Source organism: Catellatospora sichuanensis, assembly GCF_007483665.1.
GTDB classification, from domain to species: domain Bacteria; phylum Actinomycetota; class Actinomycetes; order Mycobacteriales; family Micromonosporaceae; genus Catellatospora; species Catellatospora sichuanensis.
Map to the genome: position 1 here is coordinate 140501 of NZ_ML660185.1, position 21667 is coordinate 162167.

Sequence of the window (21667 nt, forward strand, 5' to 3'; positions counted from 1 at the left end):
AAGGGCGGGGTAGATCCCCCCCCTTCCCCCGAAACTGCAGGGCCACGGCGCGGCAGGTGGCGTCGTGGTGCGGCTCGACAGTGGGTTCACGGGTGGGGACGTGGTCGCGGCGCACTACGACCCGATGCTGGCGAAGGTGATCGTGTGGGCGCCGACGCGGGCGCAGGCCGCGCGGGCACTCGTGGCGGCGCTGGCGCAGGCGAGGATCCATGGGCTGGTGACCAACCGGGATCTGCTCGTCAACGTGTTGCGGCATCCGGCGTTTCTGGCCGGGCGGATCAATACGGCGTTCTTCGAGCAGCACGGGCTCGACATGCTCGCGCGGCCGCTGGCCGACGAGGACGCGCAGCGGCTGTCGGCGATCGCCGCCGCGCTGGCCGCGTCGGCCGCCGAGCGGGCGGGTGCGACCGTCGTGACCGGACTGCCGGGCGGCTGGCGCAATGTCGCCGCTGCGCCGCAGACCCGTGCCTACCAGGGACCGGCCGGTCGGATCGACGTCGGCTACCGGCGTACCCGGGACGGGATGCAGGTCGAAGGGGAGCCGGATCTCGTCGTCGGCGAGGTCACGGCGACCCGGGTCGAGCTGGGCCGCGGCAACGTGCGCCACGTGTTCGCCGTCGCGGCGTACCCGGATGTGGTCTGTGTCGACTCGGTGCTCGGGCCGGTCAGCCTGCGGCCGGTCGAGCGCTTCCCGGAGGCCGATGTCCAGGTCGCGAGCGGTTCGCTGCTCGCGCCGCTGCCCGGGGCCGTCATCCGGCTCGCGGTCGCCGAGGGCGACCAGGTCAGCGCCGGCCAGCCGCTGCTGTGGCTGGAGGCCATGAAGATGCAGCACGAGATCACCGCACCGACCGACGGCACCGTGACCAGCCTGCCCGTGGCCATCGGCCGGCAGGTCGAGGTCGGTGCGGTGCTCGCCGTCGTCACCCCCGCCGACCCGGAGGCCCACCCGTGATTCTTGAGAGCGACGAGCGCCAGGCCCTGCGCCGCGCCGTGTCCGATCTGGCCGGCAAGTACGGCCACGACTACTACCTGCGCTGCACCCGGGCGGGGGAGAAGACCACCGAGCTGTGGCAGGAGGCGGGGCGGCTCGGCTACCTGGGCGTGCACGTGCCCGAGGAGTACGGCGGCGGTGGTGGTGGCATCGGCGACCTGGCCGCGGTCTGCGAGGAGCTCGGCGCGGCGGGCTGTCCGCTGCTGATGATGGTCGTCTCCCCGGCGATCTGTGCCACGGTGATCTCCCGTTTCGGCACCGATGCGCAGAAGCAGCGCTGGCTGCCGGGCCTGGCCGACGGGACGAGGATCTTCGCGTTCGCGATCACCGAACCCGATGCCGGATCCAACTCGCACAAGCTCACCACCACCGCGACCCGTGACGGCGACGGCTGGCTGCTGTCCGGCCGCAAGACCTACATCTCCGGTATCGACGAGGCCGAGGCGGTGCTGGTCGTGGGGCGTACCGCCGACGAGCGCACGGGTCGGCTCAAGCCGGTGCTGTTCGTCGTGCCGACGGACGCGCCAGGTTTCACCGCCACGCACATCCCGACGGAGCTGGTCGCGCCGGAGAAGCAGTACAACCTGTTCCTGGACGAGGTGCGGCTGCCGGACGACGCCCTGGTCGGCAGCGCCGACGCGGGGCTGCTGCAGCTGTTCGCCGGGCTCAACCCGGAACGCATCATGGCCTCGGCGTTCGCCCTCGGCATGGCCCGGTACGCGCTGGCGCGGGCCGTCGGGTACGCCAAGACCCGCACCGTGTGGGGGCCGCCGATCGGCGCGCACCAGGCCATCAGCCACCCGCTCGCGGCCTGCCACATCGAGGTCGAACTGGCCCGGCTGATGACCCGCGAGGCGGCGTACCTCTACGACAGCGGCGACGACCAGGCCGCCGGCGAAGCGGCGAACATGGCCAAGTACGCCGCGGGGGAGGCCACCGTGAAGACGGTCGACCAGGCCATCCAGACCCACGGCGGCAACGGGCTGGCCACCGAGTACGGGCTGGCCACGCTGCTCGTCGCGTCGCGGCTCGGGCGGATCGCCCCGGTCAGCCGGGAGATGATCCTCAACTTCGTCGCCCAGCACAGCCTGGGCCTGCCCAGGTCCTACTGAGCCCGGGTAGCGTGATCGCCGTGCCGACCGCCCCCGTACGTGAACCGCGCCAGGACCGCAGCCGTGCCACCCGCCGGCGGCTGCTGGAAGCCTCGGTGCAGTGCATGGCCGAACTGGGGTGGTCGGGCACGACGGTCGCCGTCGTCGCCGAGCGCGCCGGGGTCTCGCGCGGCGCGGCCCAGCACCACTTCCCGACCCGGGAAGACCTGGTCACCGGGTTGATCGAGCACATGTCCGAGGTGCGTGCGGCCGAGATCGAGGCGGCTGTCGCCGGGTTGCGCAGCGGACCGCGGCGCACCGAGCAGGTGCTGGTCGTGCTGGTGGGCCTCTACCGCGGGCCGCTGTTCCGGGCGGCGCTGCACGTGTGGACCGCGGCCGCGGTCGACGAGTCGCTGCGGGCCCAGGTGCGCCCGCTGGAGGCGGCGCTCGGGCGCACCGCGCACGGCATGGCGGTGGAGCTGCTGCGCGTCGACGAGCAGACACCGGGCGCGCGCGAGACGGTCCAGGCGACTTTGGACCTGGCGCGCGGCCTGGGCCTGGGCGAGCTGCTGCACGACGACACGGCCCGCCGGGCCCGGGTGCTGCGCCAGTGGGCCGCCACCCTCGACACGGTCCTGCCGCCGACCTCCTGAACGTCTGGCCGGAGTCGGCCGGGCACCATCTGTCAGGATCGCCCGGACACTTCCGGTTTTGCCGAAGGGCGCCGGAATGCGCGGCACCCGTTGCATGCTGCCGACCTCCGGAGTCGGCTGCCCCGCCCGACCGTGACGCCCTGGTTCTGCTCGCACTGATCAGCATGCATGGACATCCATCACATTGATCTCTAGGCTTTATGTTCATTGGACATAAAGTCGGAGGTGATGTTCGTGAACGCGAGACGGACAGGTGCGGCGCGAGTCGTCGCGAGCCTGGTGGCGGCTGCCGTGGTGCTGACGCCGCCCGTGCCGGCGGCAGCCGGCGAGGAAAGGCCGCCGGGCTGGGTGCAGGCACTCGGCGCGACGTCCAGGGGAGCCCGCAGCGGGGCGGTTCCGTGGACGGGGTCCACGAACGCGCCGCCGGCCAGGAGCGTGCCGGTCCCGGCGGCGAAGGCGACCTTCCCGGCGGCCGCGACATGGTCGACCGGCCCCGCAGAGCGGGCCGCGGTCGCGCCGGACGGCACGGCACGGCCGGTGCGGGTGGGCGCCCCCGGCGCCGCGACGGAGCCCGCGCTGACCGTCCAGGTTCACGACCAGCAGACCGCACGTCGCGTCGGCGTATCCGGATTCGTGTTCACCATCGGCGGGGCGGCACGGCCGCAGCCGAAAGCCGCTCCCGTCACGCTGACCGTCGACTACGCCGCCTTCGCCGATGCCTACGGCGCCGGGTACGCCGACCGGCTCACCATCGTCGAGCTGCCCGACTGCGCCGTCTCGGCGGCGCCGCCCGCAGGGTGCGCGGTGCGCGGACGGTCGCTGCCGACGCGCAACGACCTGCAGGCCAAACGGCTCGCCGTCGATGTCGCCGATCTGGGCGTCGCGGCCGCCGGGACGCGGTGGGCGGCCGAACGCGCCCCGGCGGTACGCGGCGTCACGCCGGCCGCCGGCACACCCGCGGATCTCGACTCGCGGTCGGTGACGTTCGCGGTCTCCAGCGACCCGGGTGGCCCGACCGGCACCTTCGCCGCGTCGCCGCTGCCGCGGGCGGGCAGCTGGCAGGTCGCACCCGGGTCGGGCGCGTTCACCTACGCCTACCCGATCACGGTCCCGGCGGCGGGCGCGGGCGACGCCCCGGCGGTGTCGCTGAACTACTCCTCGGGCGTCGTCGACGGCCTCACCCTGGCCGGCAACACCCAGGCCGGTCCGGCCGGGCTCGGCTGGTCCGATTTCGCGAACGCGTACATCGAGCGCGCCTACACCCCGTGCTACGAGGCGCCGCTGCACACCGCCGACCTGTGCTGGAAGTCCGACAACGCGACCATCTCACTGGGCGGGGTCACGGGCCCGCTGATCCCGACCAACGCCGACCGCACGCAGTGGAGGGTGCAGAGCGATCCGGACTGGACGATCACCCGGCAGAGCGGCGCGATGTACACCAACACCCACGGCACGCAGTACTGGACGGTGACCGGCCCGGACGGCACACAGTATCTGTTCGGCTACGGGCACATGCCCGGGCGCAGGACGAACTCGCTGCTGAGCGTGCCGGTGATCGCCGACGGCAGCGGGGAGCCGTGCCGTGGCGCCGGTGACGTCGTCGGCGCGTGCGAGCAGGGCTGGCGGTGGTACCTGGACCGGGTCGTCGACCCGCGGGGCAACGTGCAGGCGCTGCTGTACGAGCGCGAGGAGAACTGGTACTCGGCGCTGCGGGGCCTGGGCGCGAACATGCTCTACCACCGGGCGGCCCTGCTCAAGGAGATCACCTACGGCGGCCGCGACTGGGACGCGAACACGTACTCGGCCCGGGTCACGTTCGGGATCCAGTCGCGGTGCATCCTGCTCGACGAGCGATGCGGTGACGCCGACAGGGGCAACGGGGCGTGGTTCCGCGACGTGCCCAACGACCTGATCTGCACGCAGAGCGCCACCTGCGCGGTGCACGCGCCGTCGTTCTTCAGCGGCCGGCGCTACTCCCACGTGCGTACGGAGGTCAAGGTCGGCGCGGCCTGGAAGCTGGTGGCGCAGCACAACCTGATCCACAGCTTCGGTGACGACCAGCTCGGCGCGGCCGCGAAGCTGCAGCTGGAGAAGATCCAGCACGCCGGTGTCGCGTTCGGACAGCTGGCCGCGCTTCCGCCGACCGAGTTCGGGCACCAGGTGCTGGACAACCGGGCCGACCACGGCTCCAACATCCCGGTGGCGATGCGCCACCGCCGGGTCAACCGCGTCACCACGCCGCTGGGCGGCACCATCGACGTGGCGTACAACGTGAACCGGTTCTGCGACCCGGCATACCGGCCCGCACGCTGGGACCGCAACGTGCGCGACTGCTTCCCCCAGCGCGTACGCGGCGACGTCTTCAGCGAGACCGGGATCTTCCACAAGTATCTCGTCATGGCGGTCGTGGAGCGGTCCGGCACCGGCCCGGTGGCCGGGCCGCCGGTGCGCACCACCTACACCTACCAGGGCGATCCCGGCTGGGGATTCGACACCAGCTCCTTCGCCCGGGACGACGACGAGGTCGGCTGGTCGCGCTGGGCGGGCTACGGCCAGCTCACCGTCGCCAAGGGCACTTCCAGGACCCAGCTCAAGCTGTATCGCGGCCTGCACGAGGACTGGGAACTGGTCGAGGTCCCCGGCAGCGGCGACCTGATCCCGCGTCCGGGCCGGCAGGTGCGGCTGACCCATCTGGACGGCACCGGCTCGTTCGACGACGTCTACCCGCTGGCCGGGCGGACGATGGAGGAGCGCCAGCTCGGCACGCTCGACGGCGTCGCGGACGCGGTCCTGCAGACCAGGCGCCACACCTACACCCTGTCCGCGCCGCCGACCGGTGAGGTCTACGACGGATTCCTCTACGCGCCGATCTGGGCCGGTGTCGCGACGACCCTTGAGCGGGTCTACGTCACGACCAGCGCCTTCAAGGAGCGCCGCAGCCACACGACCTACGGCGTGAACCGGCAGCCGGTGTCGACGCTGGAGGAGGGCTGGCTCGACACGACCGGCGACGAACGCTGCACCCTGACCGGCTACGCCGGCAACGGCACCGGGACGATGCGCAACCTGGTGTCGGTCAACCGGACGGTCGCCGGCGGCTGCACGTCGACCCAGGTCCTGCACCGCACCGAGACCTACTACGACGACATGGACACCCTCGGCGCGGCGCCGGTGAAGGGGCTGCCGACCCGGCAGCGCACCCAGCTCGACGCGACCCGCTGGAGCGAGACGCGCACCGAGTACGACAACTTCGGCCGCCCGGTGAAGGTGACCGACGCGGGTGGCGGGCAGACCACCACCGTGTACGGGGTCACCGCCGGGGCTCCGGCCAACCAGGCGCCGATCCGCACCACGGTCACCAACGCGCTCGGCCACGTCGACACCACGACCTGGCTGCCGGAGTTCGGCGTCGCCGCCGCGAACACCGACGCCGACGGCGACCTGACCAGCTACAGCTACGACGCCTTCGGGCGGCTGACCGCGGTGTGGCAGCCCACCGAGCCGCTGAGCAGCGTCGAGGAGCCGTCCTGGCGGTTCTCCTACGACATGACCCAGCGCAGCGTGCGAACGCGTCGGCTTACCTCGGACGCCCGCAGCGGCGCGCAGGTCACGTTCCAGGACACCTGGAGCGTCGCCGACGGGCTCGGCCGCCCGCGCCAGACGCAGAGCACCTCACCGGCGGCCGGCCGGATCCTGGTCACGGAGACGCGCTACGACGAGCGCGGACTGCTCGCCGAGCAGACCGTGGAGCAGGCCTTCACCGGCACCGCGGGCGCATTCGTCGACGGCGGCACCGGCTGGCTCAACCGCGACCGGCACCGCTACGACGAACTGGGCCGCCAGACCGGCCTCGACTGGTATCGCGGCACCGTGCTCGCACACACCACCACCACCGCGTACGGCGTGGACTCGGTGACCGTGACCGGCCCGACCGGCCGGAAGGTCCGCGAGCGGGTCGACGCGCACGGGCGCACCGTGGGCGTCGACGAGTGGGCCGGCACCGGCTGGGTCACCACCGCCTACGGCTACGACCTGGCCGACCGGCTGATGTCGGTCACCGATCCCGCCGGCAGCCGGGTCGACTACGGCTACAACCTCGCCGGGTGGCGCACCAGCCAGCAGGACCCCGATCGCGGCAGCGGCACCGTCGGCTACGACACCGCCGGACGCCGGACCAGCGTGCGCGACGCCCGCGGCAACGAGATCTTCACCGCGTACGACCTGCTGGGGCGGCCCACCGAACGCCGGATCGGCACGGCGACCGGGGCGCTGCTCGCCTCGTGGACCTACGACACGGCCACCGGCGGCAAGGGCCGGCTGCACCGCGAGACCACCTACTCCACCGCCGGCACCTGGACGTCGGAGACCACCGGCTACGACCAGCGGGGCCGGGCGCTGGGCGTGCGGGCCACCGTGCCGGCCGGCCTGGCCGGGCTGGGCGGCACCTACACCAGCACGCAGACCTACGACCGGGCCGACCGGGTCCGCGCCGTCACCCATCCGGCGATCGGCGGACTCGCAGCCGAGACGGTCACCACCCACTACGACGCCGCCGGTCTGCCGGTCCGGCTCAGCGGCCTGGCCGAGTACGTGTGGAACGTGGCCTATGACGACCGGGGCCGCCCGGCCCAGGCGGGCTACGGGCCGCGCCCGGGCGGGGCGACGTGGCTGGGCCAGGCCTGGACCTACGACGTCGACCAGCGCCGCAACGGCGCCGAGACGTACCTCGCCGGATCAGGCACGCCCGACGGCGTGGTCGCCGATCACGACCTGGTCTTCGACGCCTCCGGCAACCTGACCCGCAAGGCCACCAGGCACCTGGGCCAGTCCTGGCAGGAATGCTTCGGCTACGACGACCGGGCCCGGCTCACCGGCGCGCACACCGTGCCGGTCACTGCCACCTGCGAGTCGGGCACGCCCGGCACCGGCGACCGCGCCTACCGCCACACGTACGGCTACGGCCCCGACGGGCGCATCCTCAGCCGCTCCGAGCAGGGCGCCACCACCACCTACAGCTACCCGGCAGCCGGCGCGGCCCGGCCGCACGCCCCGACGGCGATCGGCGGCCGAGTCCACACCTGGGACGCCGACGGCAACCTCAGCACCCGCGCCGTCACCGGTGGCACCGAGACGTTCTCCTGGAACGTCGAGGGCATGCTCGCGTCCGTCGCCGGACCCGGCGGCCAGACGTCCTTCATCCACGATTCCGCGGGCAACCGGCTGCTGCGCACCGCCCCTGACGGATCCCGCACCCTCTACCTGTTCGGCCACGAGGTCACCGCGAACAACGCCGGCACGGCCGTGACCGCGGTGCGCCCCTACGCCCTCGACGGGAAGCTGGTCGCCACGCGTACCCCCGCCGCCCTGGAGTACGTCGTCACCGACGTCGACGGGTCCGTCGAACTGACCGTGCCCGCAGGTGGCACGCCGACCGCCGACCGCAGCTACACGCCCTACGGCCGGGTGCGCGCCGGGAGCGGCGAGCCGGCGAGCGACCGCGGGTTCATCGGCCAGATCGAGGACGCCACGACCGGACTGTCCTATCTCAACGCGCGGTACTACGACACCGCCACGGCCCTGTTCCTGTCACCCGACCCGGTCTACGACACCGGCGAGCCGAAGTCGCTCAATCCCTACACCTACGCGATGGACAACCCGGCCGCCCGGTCGGACCCGAGCGGCCTCTACTCGGCGTACACGTGGGGCCTCGAGCTGGAGAACGACCAGCTCAAGGGATACAACCGGGAACTGGTCGCGCAGCTGGGGGTGCTCGGCAACCACATCGAGCAGCTGCAGGACGTCATCCGCCAGCAGCAGGACGTCATGCGGCGGATGGCCACCTACATCGCGGCCCTGGAGGCCGAGATCCGGCGGCAGGCCACCATCATCGTGCAACTGCGGTCACGGGTGGCGTACCTGGAACGGGTGGTCGCCTCGCAACGCCGCGAGATCAGCCGCCTGCGCCGGGTCGTGGCCGCCCAGGACGCCTACATCAGGCGGCAGAACGCCATCATCAGCTTCGCCGTGCACCGGATGTGGACCCTGGAGATGGCCCACAAGTACCAATTCGTCAACGTCGACACCCGGCCCGTGGTCATGCGGATCGCCAACGCCGGGTTCGCCGCGGGCCAGGACCGTGCCCAGATCGAAGCCTCGATCCGCTTCGAGACCGGCTCCATGGCTGCCTCGGCGGCCATGGGCATGGTCAACCGCCCGTACGTGCCGTCGCGAGCCGAAGCGGCGCAGGCCGCGGAGATCGCGGAACTACGTGCGCAGGTCGAGGACCTGACCAGCTACAACCCCGACGACCTCGCCTGGGACGTGCTAGGGCTGGTGCCCTACGTCGGTGACGCGGCCGGCGTCGGGGACATCGGCCAGGGACTGGGCTGCGAATTCGCGCCCCATTTCTGGGAAGGCGTGGTCGAGGGTCTCACCCTCTCGATCAGCCCGTCAGTGTCTCACTACAGCTGCTGAGACACCTGCCGGCCCGTGCGCCCACCCGCTGCGGCGGGCGCACGGACCGGCCTACGATGCCGAGGTGACCCGGGTGTTGCGACCGCATGCGGCGGCGCGCGTGACAGTGGACCTCGTGATCCTCACCGTCCGGTCACGCCGGCTCGACGTGCTGCTCGTCGAACGCGGCAACGAACCCTTCCGGGGGCGGTGGGCGCTGCCCGGCGGGTTCGTACGCGACGACGAGAACCTGCTCGCCGCGGCCCGCCGCGAGCTCGATGAGGAGACCGGCATCGGCAGCGCGGCGCTGCACCTGGAGCAGATCGGCACCTACGGCGACCCCGGCCGCGACCCCAGCGGCCGGGTCGTCTCCGTGGCCTATCTCGCAATCGCGCCCGACCTGCCTACACCGCAGGCGGCCAGCGACGCCACGGCCGCGCGCTGGCAGCCCGTCGCCGACACCGCCGGGCTCGCGTACGACCACGACGCGATCCTCGCCGACGGCCTCGAACTCGCCCGCGGCAAGCTGGAGACCACCACCCTGGCGACGGCCTTCTGCGCCGACCTGTTCACCCTCGTCGACCTGCGCCGGGTGTACGAAGCGGTCTGGGGCCGGCCGCTGGATCCGCGCAACTTCGAGCGCAAGGTGAACCGGACCGAGGGCTTCGTCGTCCCCACCGGACAGCGCCGCAGCCTGCCCACCGGCCGCCCGCCGGCGCTGTACCAGCGCGGGCCAGGAACGGTGCTCTACCCGGCGATGCTCCGTACCCGCATCGACAGTCCGCACACCGGGGACGGCGGCGACGACCGCCGATAGAGTGGGCCGCGCCGGGACGCCCGACCGCGCGGGCCGGTGCGTGTCCGGCGGCGGAACGGGGGACCAGGTGGACTCAGGCAACGCCCCCGGCGCGGACGTCGTCATCCTCACCGCGCTGAGCCTGGAATCCGATGCGGTGGTGCGGCAGCTCGCCGGTGGCCGTGACGCCGCCGACGCCAACGGCACCCGCTACGTCGTGGGCCGCATCCGCGGCGGGTCCACCACGGTGGCGGTCGCCCAGCTCGGCGAGGGCAACCTGGCCGCCGCCGCGCTGGCTCCCGCCGCCGTCGACCGCTTCCACCCCCGCGCTCTGCTCTTCACCGGCGTCGCCGGAGGGCTCGCCCCCGACGCCGACCTCGGTGACGTCGTCGTGGCGACCCGCATCCACGCCTACCAGCCGGGCCGGTCCGAATCGGCCCGGTTCCGGCCACGACCCATGGGCTGGCCCGTGCCGCACCGCCTCGAACAGCTCGCCCGCCAGGTCGCCCAGAGCGGCGAGTGGCGTGGCCGCCTGACCGCCGACGCCCGGCCGCGGGTCCTGTTCAAGCCCGTCGTCTCCGGCGAGGCCGTGCTCGACGCCACCGACTCGCCGCTCGCCCACCTGCTCACCGAGCACTACAGCGGTGCCGTCGCCATCGACATGGAGAGCGCGGGTCTGGCCGAGGCGATGCACCGCATCGGATACCACGACGTGCTCATGGTGCGCGGCATCAGCGACCGGGCCGGTGGCCACAAACGAGCCACCGACGCCTCCGGCTGGCAGCAGCGCGCCGCGGGCAACGCCACCGCGTTCGCCCTCGCGCTCGCCGAACGCGTCGGGGCTTCGGCCGTCGCGGCGCAGCCGACCGCGCCGTCGGCCCCGGTCCGGCTGGTCGCAGGCCGATGGCCGGCCGGTCTCGCGGCCGTGCTCATCGCCTCGGCGGCGCTGCTCGCCGCCAGCGCCGCCCGCGAACAGGCTCCGCCTGCCTGCAACCTCAAGGTCGGTTTCTTCGGCGCGCTCACCGGCGGTGACGCCGAGCCGGTCACGCCCATGGCCGACGGCGCGGCCCTGGCCCTGCTCGACCACAACCGCGAACACCCCGACTGCCCCATGACGCTGGCCGAGTTCGACACCGGCAGCGAATCGGCTGCCGAGGCCGCCGCACGTGCCGTGCGGGATCCGTCCGTCGTCGCGATGGTCGGACCCGTCTTCGGGGACGACGTCGAGGTCGCCGCGCCCGTGTTCGAGCCGGCCGGCCTTCCGATGATCACACCTTGGGCGAACCGGTTCGACCTCGGCGAGCGGGGCTGGTCGGTCTTCCATCGCGGGGTGGCCCACGAGCGGCGCCAGATCACGGCCGCGACGAACTACCTGGCGGCAGACCTGGCGGCCGACCGGGTGTTCGTCGTCGACGACGGCACCGAGTACGGACTGCAGCTCGCCGGGCAGGTCGCCCAGCTGCTGGGCGCGAGGCTCAGCGGCCGCGGCCGTGCCGACGACGAGAGCGGCGGCCCGGTGCCGCTCACCGCGGCGGTGACCCGCGCCGACGTCGCGGCGCTGTTCTACGCCGGTGCCGTCGGGGAAGGCCGCAGGTTGTATGCCGACCTGCGCCGGGCGGGGTGGCAGGGCGCCTTCGTGGGCGCGGACCTGCTCCACGACCCGGAGATGTTCGCCGAGACCGGGCCGCAGGCCGCCGAGGGCGCGATCGCGCTGTGCACCTGCGGCCCGCCGGGCCGGGCGGCAGAAGGGTTCGGGGCGGCCTACCGCGACCGTTTCGGGACGGCGCCGGGCCCCGGATCCGACGTCGCCTACGACGTCACCCGGGTCCTGCTCGACGGCATCGCCGCGGGCCACCGCACCCGGGCGGCACTGTCGGGGTACCTCGACCGTCACCGGGGATCCGGACGGGCGAGCGGCACGGTCTTCCAGTGGCAGGACAACGGCGAGCTGACGCCCTCCGGTGCTCCGGTGTGGGCGTTCGTCGCGCGCGCCGGTGAATGGGTCCCGCTGGCCGAGCTGAAACCGTGAGCCGACGCCGCCGGGATGGCCCCCGCAGCGCAGACATCGGGCGCCGGTCACCCGCTTCCCGGCGGCCGGCCGGTGTCGGCCGGGACACGTTTCCATTGACCTCAACCATGATTGAGGTAGCAGGCTTTTCAGCATGAGCATGACTTACATCGCCTCCGAAACCGCCGCCCTGGCGCGGGTGGTCGCCGCCGTCGAGCACGCCCAGCGCCACGAACTCGTCGACGAGTTCGTGGCGCTGTTCCGCGAGGACGCCATCTGGACCACCGGCGGCGGCAGGCTGCTGATCGGCCGGGACGCCATCGCCGCGTTCACCGCGCAGGTGCTGCCCGGTGCCATGGCTGGCCTCGTGCCCTCGTACGAGGTGGTGCACGTGCTGTTCATCCGGCCGGACGTGGCCGCGGTCAAGGTGCGTCAGCGGTACTTCTCGCCGGACGGGGTGCTGATGACCGAGCAGGGCGAGGGCACGCCCATGTACGTGATGTCCAAGGAGGACGGCGGCTGGCGGCTGGTCGCCAACCAGAACACGTCCGTCGCGGACGCGCATGGCTGACGGCATGGACCGGTGCAGCGGGAACACGGGGCACCGGGCCGGCCGCGGCGAACGTGCGGCCGGCCCGAGGTGCTCAGCGGCAGGGGTAGTTTGACTTCGTGCAGGTGACGCCGGTGTTGTAGGCCTCGTTGAAGTGTGTGTAGTAGGCGTCGTAGAGCGGGTGCGCGGTGCCGGTCTCCGGTCCCATCTTCACGAAGATCTCGTCGTTCTCGTTGAGGGCGTCCTGGGTCCAGTTCTGCGAGCCGGTGTAGACGCGGTACTGGTAGGTGCCGCCGTAGCTGCCGTACGCCAGGAAGAACTTGTTGTGGATGTCGTCCTTGCGCCGGATGGCGACCCCGGCGGTGAGCAGGTCGTCGTAGACGGACCGGGTCATGGCGATCCCGCCCGCGGAGTCGGTGCCGACGGCCATCCAGACGTTGCAGCCGCCTGCCCTGTACGCCTTGACCACGTCGACGACCTTGGGCCGTCCGCTGGTGACCGATGCCATGCCGATGCGCAGGCGGCAGTTGCTGTTCGGGGTGAGGTCGTTCAGCCGGGTCGCGATGGTGTCGGTCTCGCCCGCGCCCTCCGGTGAGGCGTACGCGTCCGCGGCGGTGGCCTGGTAGTAGCCGCGTCCGGAGGCTGAATCGTAGTAGTTGTTGCCCGAGTAGTGCCGCCGGTTCCACATGTCGGCGAAGTTGGCGTTGAGCCCGTTCATGAGCGCCGCGTCGCCGTACACGGTGATGGTGTTGTTGAAGGCGTCGGTGCCGGTGGCGTAGGTGAGGTTGGCCGAGCCGAACCAGGTGACGTTGCTGCGCGCGGTGCCGTTCGGATCCTTGGTCGCGGTGAAGGTGAACATCTTGGTGTGCATGTCGCCGTCGGCGCTGGTGCTGATGCAGCCGTTGCCGCCGCTGGCGTTGGTGCAGAACTTGTGGTTGGTGAGCAGGCGCACGGTGGCGACGGCGGGGTCCGTGGAGGGCGCGTTCTTGCCGTCCACGACGACCATGACGGTCACCCCGCGCTGCTGCGCCCGCAGCAGGGCGTCGGCGACGGAGTCGATGCTCAGCGAGTGGATCGTGCCCCGGACGGTGGACCCGGCAGGCGCGCCGTCGATGAGCCGCTGCAGCTCGTTGATGATCGTGTAGTCGCGGCCCGCGGTCGGGTTGGTGAAGTGGGCCCACACCGGGTGGCCGCCGATGGTGGCGGACGCGCTGTGCAGCGCAGCCGCGGCCGGTGCCGCGGTCAGCAGGGTGGCGGCCGTGGCGAGCGCCGCGACGGCGGCGAGCGCTCGCCGGGTACCGCCCGGCGATGAGAAAAGCTTCATGAACGTAGATGCTGTGAAAGAAAGTTGCGCGCGTCAACCGGTCCGGATCAGACGGTGACCTGATCGTCGCTGCGCTCCGGCGCGTCGGGCGCCGGGGCCTGTTGCGGGATGCGGCGCGCCCCGGCCAGGCGGGCGATCCACAGCCCGAGCGCGAAGATCGCGGCGAGGATGAACACCCCGGCGTACTCGGCGGCCGGCACCCGGGGCAGCTGGCCCAGCGCGCGCGTGCCGAGTTGGGAGATCACCAGGCCGGCCGAGCCCACGTAGGCGAGGCCGATCACCCACTTGGTCCACCGGGGCAGGCCCAGGCCGTGCATCTGGGTGATCACGAAGATGGTGGCGAAGCCCCAGCCGAACTGGAACCACAGCTGCTTGGGGCTGTTCAGGGCGACGATCGCGCCGTGGAACAGCACCATGACCTCCAGCGTCACCGTCCACCAGCGGTTGACGTGCGCCCGGGTGAGGAACAGGCTGCCCTGCACGAGGATCAGGAACATGTACAGGAAGCCGATCAGGTGCCCGGTCGTGGTCTCCATCGGGTGGTACCAGAACGTGTACACCGCGGCCCAGGCGAAGTAGTAGCCGTGGTACTTGCGGGCCCAGGCGCGCACGCCGCCGCCGCCGGGCGTGGGGACCGTCTTGCCGAAGAACAGCCCGCGCCGGTCGTTCTCCATGAGCAGCACCCAGACCAGCAGGATGATGACGGAGAACTGCGACGACCAGATCGACACGTCCTGGGCCAGTGCGTCGTACCACAGCTGGGTCTGCCCGAAGTGCAGCAGCACGAAGACGAGGTTGAACGCCAGCGCGGCGGCGTTGACCAGGTGCAGCCGGTCGCTGTACTTGCGCACGCGCTGCTGGCCGTACCAGATCAGGGCCCAGAAGCCGACCTGGTGCACGGCGTACAGCGCCCAGACGCCGACCATGATCATGGTGGAGCGTTCGGGCCGCTGCCAGACGTACCACGAGGAGCCGGCGTCGGGCAGCAGGTCCGGCCGGGACAGCCAGGCGGTGCTCACCGCGATGAGCCCCGTCATGAGCAGCCCGGCGACGATCGCGCCGAGCAGTGCCCGGCTCGACCGCAGGTCGGTCACCTTCATCGCCAGCGTCCTCCGTGGTTCGGTGGCCGACCCGTGGCCGGCGGCTCGGCGACGGTGCGGTCCTGCTCCGTCGCATGGGCTCGATCAGCTTCGTACCCCGACGCCTCGAGCGCAATCGTTCCGGAGGGCGAAACACCGTTTTCCACGACGACGGCCTATCTCGTCGAAAATCCGTGGCTCGGATTCGACGAGATAGGCCGTCGTCTACATCGGACGCGGCGCGGGAACGCCGACCGGCGGCATCGATGCGGGCCGGGTCAGCAGGCGCCCTGGTCGGACCAGACCGCCCAGGAGCCGGGCGCGCCGGGCTCCGCGCCGGTCGACCACCAGGTCGCCTTCCACCGGCGCCCGTGGTGCGAGACGACGTCGTCCGGCACGTACGGCGCGGTCGCACTCCACGCCGGCAGGCCGCCACAGCCGCCACCACCACCCGTGACGGTCAGCGTGAACACTGCCGTATGCGTCGCCGACGTACCCGCCCCGGTCACCGTCAGCGGATACGTGCCCGCGGAGGTGCCCGCCGCGACCGCGATCGACAGCGTCGCGCTGCCGCCCGAGGTCACCGACGCCGGGCTCACCGAGGCGGTGACCCCGGTGGGCGCACCGCTCACCGACAGGTTCACCGCCTGCGCGCTGCCCGACGTGGTCGCCGTGGCGACGGCCGCGCTGGTGCTGCTGCCGGCCGCGACGGTCGCGGCCGTAGGCGAGAGGGAGACGCTGAAGTCGTTCCCGCTCGGCACGCTGGTGACCGTCACCGTGTACGTCGCGCTGTGGGTGACCGCACCGGTCCCGGTGACCGTGATCGCCGCCGACCCGGTCGCCGCGCTCGCGCTCGCGGTCAGGGTGAGCGTGCTGGAGCCGCCGGAGGTGACCGACGACGGGCTGAAGCTCGCCGTCACCCCCGAGGGCAGGCCGGTCGCGGTGAGGTTCACCGTCTGCGCGCTGCCCGAGGTGGTGGCCGTGGTGACGGTGGTGGTGACGGTCGACCCGCGCTGCACGGTGCCGCTGCCCGGGGTCACCGACAGGGAGAAGTCGTTGCCCGGGGCCGTGCTGCACTGCGCCTCGCCCGACTGCGCGGGCACGCTGACGGCGTCCCAGGCCGCCTTGACGGTGCGGCACTCGGCCGACGAAGCGCCGAACAGGTTGACCGCCGCGCGCAGCGTCGCCGTACGCACGTTGACGTAGCGCCAGGCCGAGGTCTTCAGGTTCAGCGCGGCCATGTAGATCTGGCCCGCCTTCTGCAGGCCGATGCCGGTGACGGTGGAGCCGTTGCAGGTCGGGCTGGCCGGGTTGCCGCCACCGCCGGCCGAGCCGACCGCGGTCAGGTAGAACCAGTGGTTGTTCGGCCCGGCCGCGGCGTGCACCTCGGTGCTCGGGATCGCCGACGAGTAGCAGTTCGGGTCGCCGAGCGCCTGGGGGTTGTACATGTTGCGGATCGGGCCCTGACCGGTGAGGTTGACCTCCTCGCCGACGAGGTAGTCCGGCGGATCGTTGGGGTTGTTGGCGTACGCCTCGGTGAGCGCGCCGAAGATGTCGCCGGTGGACTCGTTGAGGCCGCCGTTCTCGTTGCCGGACCCGGCTCCGCCCGGGGTGGTCTGGAAGATGGCGTGGCCGTACTCGTGCGCCACCACGTCGATCGGGGTGGCCTGGCCCGTGCCGGCCTGGTTGCGGCCGAAGTTGGTGTAGCTGCCGTTCCAGTAGGCGTTGACCTCGGCCAGGCCGACCCGGGCCGGGAAGCCGCCGCCGGTGCCGTTGATGCCGTTGCGGCCTAGCCACGAGCTGAGCATGTCCCACTCGCGCTGCACCGCGTAGAGGGCGTCCACGCAGGCGGTCTCCAGGTTGGTCCCGGATCCGCTGCCCCAGGCGTCGTCGGTCCCGGTGTACGCGGTGCCGCCCTGGCCGCCGCAGCGGATGCCCGGGCGGCTGCTGTCGGTCATGGACCAGGAGCTGCCCGATCCGCTGGTGGTGATGGCGACCTGGCCGTTGTAGTAGCCGTTGCCGGTGCCCATCCGCACGTCGTCACGCACGTCGAGGACGGCGGCGGTGACCGCGTCGACGACGACGTGCAGGCGGCTGGGCGCGTTCGCGCGTACGCCTTCCAGTACGACTTCATACGCCAGCCGGTCACGGTCCGGGGTGGCGAACACGGCCAGCCTCGGCGGTGTGGCCTGGCCGACCTTGTCGAGCCGCCGTCCGGCGACGGCCGCGGCCTGTGCGGCGGACACCTGCGGCGTGGTCGTGGCCAGGCGCACGCCCCGGCCGAGGGCGGACGCGGTGCCGCGCACGTTTCCGGCGCTGTCGGTCACGACGACGGCGTCGCCGCCGAGCACCGGCAGGCCGCGGTGGCTGCGCTCGTAGGAGACGTACCGGAATCCGCCGGACCCGGCGACGACGTCGCGGCGTACGAAGGATTCGTGCGGGCCCTTGGCCAGCGCGTCGTAGCCGCTGTCGGCGGCCCGGTCGGCGGCGGCGACGGCGAGCGCGGCCGGGTCGGCGGCGCGCGCCGGTTCGGCGGCAGGTCTGGCATGGGCACCGGACACGCCTGGGATGACCAGGGCGAGACCCACGGCCGCGGCGGTGGCCGCGAACGTGATCCGAAGGCCGATGGATTTCACGGGATGGACTCCTTCTGCTGCTGCGCAGCGGGGGTGGAGGGTGGCCTGGGCGTCTCTCCGGGACGCCCAGGCCACCTGAGGGGAGGGTCGGGTCAGCAGGCGCCGCGGTCGGCCCAGACGGCCCAGGAGCCGGGCGCGCCGGGCACCGCGCCGGTCGACCACCAGGTCGACTCGTAGCGGCGGCCGTTGTAGGCGACGGTCGCGCCGGGCGCGTACGCCGTGGTGGCGCTCCAGCCGGGCAGCCCGCCGCAGCCCGGCGGCGGCCCGCTCGGCCCGGCGGTCGGGCTCGGCGGGTTCGTGGGCGGCGTGCCGCCGCTGACGGTCAGGGTCAGGCCGTAGGTCTGCAGGATCTCGTTGACCGGCTGGAAGTACGTGGTGCCGCCGGAGCTGCAGTTGCCGGAGCCGCCGGAGGTCACGCCCTGCGCCTGGTCACCGGCGATGAGCGAGCCGCCCGAGTCGCCGGGCTCGGCGCAGACGTTGGTGCGGATCAGGCCGGACACGGTGCCCTGCGGGTAGGTCACCGAGCTGTTGAGGGCGTTGATGGTGCCGCAGTGCCAGCCGGTGGTGGAGCCCGACCGGCACACCGACGCGCCGACCCCGGCGGCCTGCGAACCGGCGACCGGCACCGTGCCCGGGTAGCGGTTGACCAGGGCCCGCGGGGTGTTGCCCGCAGCGGTGCGCACCCAGGCGTAGTCGTTTCCGGGGAAGCTGGACCCGGCGAACGTGCCGCTGGGCTGCGTGGTGCTCGCGCCGGTGCTGCCGCAGTGTCCGGCGGTGACGAACCCGCCGGTGACCGCGAATCCGACCGAGCAGCGGGTGCCGCTGCCGATGTAGTAGGCGTTGCCGCCGACGATGTCGATCAGCGGGCGCGGCTGCTCCGCGCTGGCCTCGAACCGGACCACGGCGGTGTCCACGCCGCTGCCGGCAGCCCAGGTGCGGGCCGTGTCGAGCGCGCCGTCGCGGTAGAGCACGACGATCCGGTTGGTGCGCACGTCCGGGTACCAGCCGGGCACCTGCTTCGGCGCGGTGGCGGCGCGGTGGTCGAGGCGGGCCGCGCCGTCGAGGAGCCGGGCCTCGCTGTGCGTCACCGTGACCGGGACGGCCCCGGCCGCCCGCACGCGCGGGCTGTCGGCGGCGCTGGTCACCGCCACGGTCAGCGTCGAGGCATCGCCGTCGAGGTAGGCCCCGCCGAAGCCGTCGCCCAGTGCGCGGCGCAGGTTCTGCTCGGCGCGGGCGAACGCCGCCTCCCGGCCCAGCCGGGCCAGTGCCTGATCAGGACTGATGCCCAGGGTGTGCGCGAGTTCGGCGACCATGCCGCGGTCCGCGGCGACGGGCGGCGGAGCGGGGACCGGGCTTGCGGAGCCGGCGGTGGCGGCCGACGTGATCAGCATGGCGGATGAGAGGGCCGCCACGGCGATCAGAGTAGTGAGAACCTTGGATTTAGTGACCACACGGGGAATCTAGGAAGACCACTGGAAACCTTGTAGTTCCAAACAGGTCATAATGTTTACGATAGGTAAGCCCTCACCTGAGTCCCCGATGCCGGCTCAGTCGTCGTACAGCTCGTAGTCGTTCGGGTTCGGCCCGGTGTCGTCGACGCCGATCGCTCGCAGCTCGGCGGGGGAGAAGGTCGCGTCGGCGCGGTCGCCCAGCATCTCGGCGACTATCGCGTCCAGCATCTCCAGATGGACCTGCCGCGACTGCGTCGTGAGCTGGTTGATGCGCTCGCCGGCCTCGGTGATGCGCTGCCCGTTCACTCCCGCCTGCTCGATCTTCTTGGCCAGCAGGCTCGATTCCAGGAAGCCCGACCAGGGGGTGCCGAGCGTGAGCAGCGACCTGGCCGTCGAGGCGAACAGCATGAACAGCACACGATTGTCGAAGTTTCCGGCGCCCTCCATGTTCAGGCGCAGCCCGAACAGCTGCTCCAGCCCGTCGAGCATCGCCTCATGGTGCGCCTTCAGTGCCGCGTTGAAGGTCGAGGACTCGGCGTAGTAGCCGCCGAAGCCCTTGGCCTGCGCGCCGAGGTATGCGTGAACCAGATCGCCACGGTCGTACAAGAGATCCTCCCTGGCAGGAAGCCGGGACGATACACGGTTCGCCGAGCGCCGACCGACTCGACCTCGATCTTCGAAGGCCGTGGTGGCGTCGGCGGCTCGCGGGCTCCCGCCATCAAGGCGTGATAGGACCGGGCTGGTATCTGCCGCGCCGCCGCCCAAGACACCACGCTCGGGGGATGTCCCTGCCATTGCACCGGCTCACGGTGCCGCAGCCGCTGTCGGTGCCGTTCGCGATCGATACCTTCGCCGCGCTCGGCCCCCTGTCCCACGCCCCGTTCCCGCACCGGCACACCTTCTACGAGGTGGTGGTGGTCCGTGCGGGCACCGGCGCACACGTGGTCGACCTCGCGGCGTACCCGCTGGAGCCGCCGCAGCTCGCCGTGGTGCTGCCGGGCCGCGCCCACCACTGGCAGGATCTCGCGGATCTCGACGGCTGGCTGATCCTGTTCGGCGAGGAGTTCCTCGCGGGATGCCCGCGTGTCCGCGAGCTGCTGCACCTGCTCGGGCACCAGCCCTGCCGGACCCTCGCCCCGGACCTCGCCGCGGAGGCCTTCAGCCTGGTTACCCGGATGCGGAAGGAGTACGACGAGCCCGCCGCGGACTCGCTCGGGGTGGTGCAGGCATACCTGCGCGTCCTACTGACCAAGGCCGCCCGTGCCACCGGAGCGTCCACCCCGCCGACGGCGACCGGGCAGCGGGCCGAGCTGGCGGCACGATTCCTCGACCTGCTGACCGGGCCCGGCGGCGGGTGCCGTTCCGTGCGCGAATGCGCGTCGGCGCTGGGCGTCTCCCAGGGCTACCTGGGCGAGGCGGTCCGCGACGTGACCGGGCGCTCGCCCGGTGAACTGATCCGCCATGCGCGCACCGTGGAGGCCATGCGGCTGCTGGCGGGCACCCGGCTGGGCATCGCTCAGATAGCCCGCGAGCTGGGCTTCGCCGACCAGTCGTACTTCTGCCGTTTCTTCCGCCGCGAGACCGGGTCGAGTGCGGGAGAGTTCCGTCGCGCGGCCTCGTGGACATGGAACACGGCCGCCGAAAACACCACGAACACCCGATCACGTCCATCGAGTGGTGGCTATGCGCCGCTCTAGGGTTTCCGGCGACGCCCCACGAAGGAGACCCGCTCATGAACGACGACGAGGCCCGCACCCCGGGCATCTCACGCAAGACCCTGCTCCGCGCGGCGCTGATCGTGCCGGCCGCGCCGCTGCTGCTCGCCGGGGTGCCCGCGCTGGCGAGCACCCCCTCCGGGCAACCGCTCACGGTCACGCCCGAATCCTGTGACGACGACGATCTCACCCCGCCGCAGATGGAGGGTCCCTACTTCAAGCCGGGCTCGCCGCTGCGCACGACCATGGTCGACGGCGCGGGCACCCGGCTGACCGTCACCGGCTACGTCGTCGGCCTGGCCTGCCAGCCCGTCACCGGTGCGCTGCTGGACTTCTGGCAGGCCGACAACGCCGGCGCGTACGACAACGTCGGCAACCGCTTCCGCGGCCACCAGTTCACCGATGCCCAGGGGCGGTTCACCCTGTCGACCATCGTGCCGGGCCTCTACCCGGGCCGCACCCGCCACATCCACGTCAAGGTGCAGGCGCCGGGCCGCCCGGTGCTGACCACGCAGCTGTACTTCCCGAACGAGCCGCGCAACAACACCGACTCCCTGTTCGACCCGGACTTACTGATGAACGTGCAGCAGGTCGGCTCGGCCCGGCAGGCGACATTCGACTTCGTGCTGAACGTGCCGGGCACGCCGCCCTCGCCCTCCCCGACGGGGACGGCATCACCGAGCCCGACCCCGCCCGGCGGCGGGACGTGGCAGCCCTACCAGCCGTATGCCCTCGGCGCGCAGGTCACGTACGGCGGAATGGCGTACGTCTGCCAGATCGCGCACACCTCGCTGCCCGGCTGGGAACCGCCGAACACTCCTGCCCTCTGGCGTCGGCTCTGACCGGGCTTGGACCCGACGTGGGGGGGGGCGGGCGGCCCGGGCGCCCCCCCGCCGGCCAAGAGGGGGGGGGGCCCCCGG

General features: G+C 72.3%; 14 protein-coding genes and 2 pseudogenes. 11 read left to right on the top strand and 5 right to left on the bottom strand.

Translation table 11 applies throughout. The features are described from left to right. Positions 1–13: 13 nt before the first annotated feature. The 9 genes and pseudogenes from FLL47_RS45110 to FLL47_RS04620 form a co-directional block, all read left to right on the top strand. Positions 14–304: pseudogene (locus FLL47_RS45110) on the top strand (hypothetical protein); the annotation flags it as partial. A gap of 66 nt (positions 305–370) precedes the next feature. Then, positions 371–640 (top strand): annotated as a pseudogene (locus FLL47_RS45355) (acety-l/propionyl-CoA carboxylase subunit alpha); the annotation flags it as partial. A 12-nt stretch (positions 641–652) separates the two neighbouring features. Beyond that, on the top strand, positions 653–952 hold the full coding sequence (locus FLL47_RS45115) for an acyl-CoA carboxylase biotin carboxyl carrier protein subunit (RefSeq protein ID WP_484051819.1): 300 nt from the start codon (positions 653–655) through the stop codon (positions 950–952). Then, entirely contained in the window at positions 949–2103 is a 1155-nt protein-coding gene (locus tag FLL47_RS04595; RefSeq protein WP_186315558.1) for an acyl-CoA dehydrogenase family protein, read from the top strand. The genes FLL47_RS45115 and FLL47_RS04595 overlap by 4 nt, the downstream gene beginning before the upstream one ends. A 20-nt stretch (positions 2104–2123) precedes the next feature. Beyond that, positions 2124–2735 carry a TetR/AcrR family transcriptional regulator gene (locus FLL47_RS04600; RefSeq protein WP_222105956.1) on the top strand — a complete coding sequence of 204 codons (612 nt, stop codon included), beginning with the start codon at positions 2124–2126 and terminating at the stop codon, positions 2733–2735. Between the two features lie 234 nt (positions 2736–2969). Further along, a complete protein-coding gene (locus FLL47_RS04605; protein WP_144119155.1) occupies positions 2970–9209 on the top strand; it encodes an RHS repeat-associated core domain-containing protein in 6240 nt (2079 codons plus the stop codon). A gap of 73 nt (positions 9210–9282) precedes the next feature. Continuing rightward, the gene (locus tag FLL47_RS04610) at positions 9283–10005 is read left to right on the top strand and encodes an NUDIX hydrolase (protein ID WP_144119156.1); all 723 of its coding nucleotides are present in this window, start codon (positions 9283–9285) and stop codon (positions 10003–10005) included. Positions 10006–10072: 67 nt separating this feature from the next. Continuing rightward, entirely contained in the window at positions 10073–12013 is a 1941-nt protein-coding gene (locus FLL47_RS04615; protein ID WP_186315559.1) for a phosphorylase family protein, read from the top strand. Positions 12014–12146: 133 nt separating this feature from the next. After that, positions 12147–12563 carry an SgcJ/EcaC family oxidoreductase gene (locus FLL47_RS04620; RefSeq protein WP_222105957.1) on the top strand — a complete coding sequence of 139 codons (417 nt, stop codon included), beginning with the start codon at positions 12147–12149 and terminating at the stop codon, positions 12561–12563. Between the two features lie 73 nt (positions 12564–12636). Here the strand turns inward: FLL47_RS04620 and FLL47_RS04625 are convergent, their stop codons facing one another. From FLL47_RS04625 to FLL47_RS04645, 5 genes are all read right to left on the bottom strand, one after another. Continuing rightward, a complete protein-coding gene (locus tag FLL47_RS04625) occupies positions 12637–13866 on the bottom strand; it encodes a phospholipase D-like domain-containing protein (RefSeq protein ID WP_144119158.1) in 1230 nt (409 codons plus the stop codon). A gap of 47 nt (positions 13867–13913) precedes the next feature. Beyond that, complete coding sequence (locus FLL47_RS04630) at positions 13914–14966, bottom strand: hypothetical protein (protein ID WP_186315560.1); 1053 nt, start codon at positions 14964–14966, stop codon at positions 13914–13916. A 257-nt stretch (positions 14967–15223) separates the two neighbouring features. Then, positions 15224–17581, bottom strand: a complete 2358-nt coding sequence (locus tag FLL47_RS04635; RefSeq protein ID WP_144119159.1) for a M4 family metallopeptidase — start codon at positions 17579–17581, stop codon at positions 15224–15226. 92 nt (positions 17582–17673) lie between these two features. Further along, positions 17674–18993 carry an alpha-lytic protease prodomain-containing protein gene (locus FLL47_RS04640; RefSeq protein WP_246157530.1) on the bottom strand — a complete coding sequence of 440 codons (1320 nt, stop codon included), beginning with the start codon at positions 18991–18993 and terminating at the stop codon, positions 17674–17676. Positions 18994–19128: 135 nt separating this feature from the next. After that, complete coding sequence (locus FLL47_RS04645; protein WP_144119160.1) at positions 19129–19638, bottom strand: hypothetical protein; 510 nt, start codon at positions 19636–19638, stop codon at positions 19129–19131. A 176-nt stretch (positions 19639–19814) separates the two neighbouring features. Between FLL47_RS04645 and FLL47_RS04650 the strand changes: the two genes are divergently transcribed. Next, a complete protein-coding gene (locus FLL47_RS04650) occupies positions 19815–20729 on the top strand; it encodes a helix-turn-helix domain-containing protein (protein ID WP_144119161.1) in 915 nt (304 codons plus the stop codon). Between the two features lie 35 nt (positions 20730–20764). Beyond that, on the top strand, positions 20765–21589 hold the full coding sequence (locus tag FLL47_RS04655; protein WP_144119162.1) for a dioxygenase family protein: 825 nt from the start codon (positions 20765–20767) through the stop codon (positions 21587–21589). Positions 21590–21667 lie beyond the last annotated feature (78 nt).

Coding starts and splice junctions, on each gene's coding strand:
- FLL47_RS04620 (WP_222105957.1), top strand. CDS start 12,147: ATGAGCATGACTTACATCGCCTCCGAAACCGCCGCCCTGGCGCGGGTG.
- FLL47_RS04630 (WP_186315560.1), bottom strand. CDS start 14,966: ATGAAGGTGACCGACCTGCGGTCGAGCCGGGCACTGCTCGGCGCGATC.
- FLL47_RS04625 (WP_144119158.1), bottom strand. CDS start 13,866: ATGAAGCTTTTCTCATCGCCGGGCGGTACCCGGCGAGCGCTCGCCGCC.
- FLL47_RS04650 (WP_144119161.1), top strand. CDS start 19,815: ATGTCCCTGCCATTGCACCGGCTCACGGTGCCGCAGCCGCTGTCGGTG.
- FLL47_RS04655 (WP_144119162.1), top strand. CDS start 20,765: ATGAACGACGACGAGGCCCGCACCCCGGGCATCTCACGCAAGACCCTG.